This window comes from Streptomyces sp. DvalAA-14 (assembly GCF_900091855.1).
In the GTDB taxonomy this organism is placed as follows: domain Bacteria; phylum Actinomycetota; class Actinomycetes; order Streptomycetales; family Streptomycetaceae; genus Actinacidiphila.
In genome coordinates this window covers 1-3,070 of sequence record NZ_FMCH01000403.1, presented here as the reverse complement: position 1 = coordinate 3,070, position 3,070 = coordinate 1, and the positions used below count along the sequence as shown (strand labels likewise).

Annotated in this window: 2 protein-coding genes and 2 pseudogenes; 1 reads left to right on the top strand and 3 read right to left on the bottom strand. The window is 71.9% G+C overall.

The genetic code is table 11. The features are described from left to right. The coding region (locus GA0115240_RS21365) for an SCO4848 family membrane protein (protein ID WP_093738609.1) at nt 1-209 on the bottom strand (209 nt) is incomplete at its 3' end. Nucleotides 210-370: 161 nt separating this feature from the next. Here GA0115240_RS21365 and GA0115240_RS21360 point away from each other — a divergent pair. Further along, nucleotides 371-1,732 (top strand): D-alanyl-D-alanine carboxypeptidase family protein, encoded by a 1,362-nt coding sequence (locus GA0115240_RS21360; RefSeq protein WP_256069914.1) that lies wholly within the window; start codon nt 371-373, stop codon nt 1,730-1,732. Here GA0115240_RS21360 and GA0115240_RS38455 read toward each other — a convergent pair. Continuing rightward, a pseudogene (locus GA0115240_RS38455) lies at nt 1,695-2,642 on the bottom strand (YihY/virulence factor BrkB family protein); the annotation flags it as partial. The gene GA0115240_RS21360 and the pseudogene GA0115240_RS38455 overlap by 38 nt on opposite strands. Continuing rightward, nucleotides 2,630-3,070: pseudogene (locus GA0115240_RS21350) on the bottom strand (GtrA family protein); the annotation flags it as partial. The pseudogenes GA0115240_RS21350 and GA0115240_RS38455, both read right to left, overlap by 13 nt.

Sequence of the window (3,070 nt, the reverse complement as noted above, 5' to 3'; positions counted from 1 at the left end):
AGCGCGCCGATCGCGATGCCCAGCAGGAACGAGACGATCGCCAGCGCGAGGTGGATCCAGAAGTAGGCGGTCGGCGACGAGTGGTCGCCGTGGTGGAAGGCCAGACCGCTGGTGTCCTTCCACAAATTCTTGGCAAATGTGGTCCACACGATGACGGACCAGACGCCGAAGGCGACAAGGAACCAGGACACCCGGCGGCTGAGCTTCATACGCCCCAGTATGGGCGGCATCCGGCAGGCAGCCGAGGGCGGGGTGGCACGGCCTGCCCCGGCGGCGGCGACGGTTCCCGATCATGAAGGTGGGTGATGTCACTTCCGCGCGGGGCAACCCGATGGGTCGGGTGCGCGGCGAGGGGCGGTACGTTCGGAAGGTGCTTTTGACTGCGATCACCGCTCCACGCCGTACCGCCCTGGCCGTCTCCCTGCTCGTCGCACTCGTCGGCGGGCTGGGTGCCGGGACCGCGGTGGCGGCGCCGAAGCCGAAACCCACGCCGACACCGCCCGCGCAGTTGTCGAAGGTCGGCGGGGACCGGCTGAGCGTGCCGGGGACGCAGGTGAACGCGGCGCCCGGGGTGCCGGCCCTGCCCGCCAAGCTGACCTCCCGCTCCTGGATCGTCGCGGACGCCGAGACCGGGGCGGTACTGGCCGAGCACAACGCGCACTGGCAGCTGCCCCCGGCCAGCACGCTGAAGATGCTGTTCGCCGACACGGTCATGCCGAAGCTGCCCAAGAACGAGGTGCACAAGGTCGCCCCCTCCGACCTGGCCGGCATGGGCGCGGGCAGCAGCCTGGTCGGCATCAAGGAGAACCTGACCTACACCGTGCACGACCTGTGGCTGGGTGTCTTCCTGCGCTCGGGCAACGACGCGGTGCACGTGCTGTCCGCGATGAACGGCGGCGTGCCCCAGACGGTGGCCCAGATGAACGCCGAGGCCCACGAGTTGCAGGCCACCGACACCCACGTGGTCACCCCCGACGGCTACGACGAGCCCGGCCAGGTCAGCAGCGCCTACGACCTGACGCTGTTCGCCCGGCAGGGCCTGCAGAATCCCGACTTCCGCGAGTACTGCTCGACGGTGAACGCCCAGTTCCCTGGCGACTACAAGAAGACCAAGCAGGGCAAGCCGACCAAGGTCCGCAGCTCCTTCGCGATCTCGAACACCAACCGGCTGCTCAGCGGCGACTACGACCTCAGCCGCTACCCGGGCATCGCCGGGGTGAAGAACGGCAACACCACCAATGCGGGCGCCACCTTCACCGGCGTCGCCCAGCGGGGCGGGCGCACCTTGCTGGTCACCGTGATGAACCCGTCCGGGACCGAGCACGACGAGGTCTACCGCGAGGGCGCGTCCCTGCTGAACTGGGGATTCGCGGCCGCCCCCGCCGTACAGCCGGTGGGCACCCTGGTGCCGCCGCTGAGCAAGCTGCCGCACGCGTCGGCCGCTGCGCCGTCGGCCTCCCCGCAGCAGCGGACGGCTACCACGGCCGACGCCGCGTCGTCGGCGTCCTCGTCGCGCGGGGTCTGGACGGCCGCCTCGATCGCGGCGGCCACCGCCGTGGTGCTGGCGGCCGTGGTCATCGTCGTGCGACGGCGGCGGCCGCTTCCCTCCGAGGTCGGGCCTGACGGTCCAGGCGGTGCGCTCCGGTCCCGCCGTTCGCCGGGCCGTTCCCTTTTCCGCCGGCCTTTCCGTCTGCGCCCGCGTCCGCGTTCCCGGGGCCGGCGGGGCCGCTAGCCTTCGGCGAGCCGCTGTCCCGGGCGTCCCCGGGCGCCGGCTCGCCGGCGTCCGGCGGCGGCGCGTGCACCGGCGTCGCCGTCCAGGCGGCGCAGTACAGCAGCAGCTTCGCCACGAAGTTGATCCACAGCAGCAGGGCCACCGGAGTGCCGAAGGCGCCGTAGACGTTGCGGCCGGCGACTTTCTGCAGATAGCCGCTGAGCAGCACCTTCAGCAGTTCGAAGCCGACCGCGCCGATCAGCGCGGCGACGAACACCGAGCGCCGCGGCGGGTCCACCGCAGGCATCAGCGTCAGCAGGAAGACCAGGATCAGGAAGTCCGCGACGACCGCCAGCAGGATGCCGACCAGGGTGAGCAGGGTCGGGCCGGGGCCGCTGTGGGCGAAGCCGAGATGGCGGGCGGTCCAGTCGACCGCCGCGGTGGCCAGCGCGGACGCGCCGAGCGAGACGAGCACGGCGGCGCCCAGCCCGAACAGGACCGCCCCGTCCCACAGCTTGCCCGTGAACGGGTTGCGGGGTTCGTTGTCCTTGCCCCAGATCGCGCGCAGCACATCGCGCAGCGAGCCGATCCAGCCGACCCCGGTGAACAGCAGCACGGCACCGGCGATGATCCCGACGGTGCCCGCGTGAGCGACCAGGCCGCTGATGTTGAGCTGGTCGGCGATGCCCGGGATCTGCTGGGAGATCTTGTGCTCCAGCGTGTTCAGCTGACGGTCGGACAGCAGCGCCGCGCCGACCGCGGCGACGACGGTGAGCAGCGGGAACAGCGCGAGGAAGCTGGTGAAGGTCAGCGCGGCGGCCAGCCGGGTCCAGTGCACGGACAGCAGGTGCGCGAAGGCCCGGTAGGCATGGGTGCGCAGCACGGCCGCGATCCGCGGGCCGATCCAGGGCAACCCGGTCAACCAGTCCATGGCGTGCGGTTACCCTCCTCCGGTCCCGGCACGCCCGGCGTGTCCTGGACCGGCGATCCGGTGGCGGGCCGGGTGGCGCGGAAGACCAGGGTCCGCGTCCCCCAGAAGCGCAGCGCGGTCCCCAGCAGCATGCCGATGCCGAGTCCCGAGACCAGGTCGTCGCGCTGGCTGGTGAAACCGAGCAGATAGTGCGAGCAGCCCAGGCAGATCAGCTGGACGGCGGCCCCGGCGATGTTCACCACCAGGAACACCCCGTACCGGCGGGCGCGGCCGACCGCGGGGGTTCGGCCCCGGTAGGTGCCCAGCGCGTTGCCCAGGTAGGCCACGGTGCAGCCGGCCACGAAGGCAGCGCCTTGGCGGTGAGCGGGCCCAGTCCGCCGGGGCCGCGCAGCCAGATGAACAGGCCGAGGTCGGCGACGTAGGCGGCG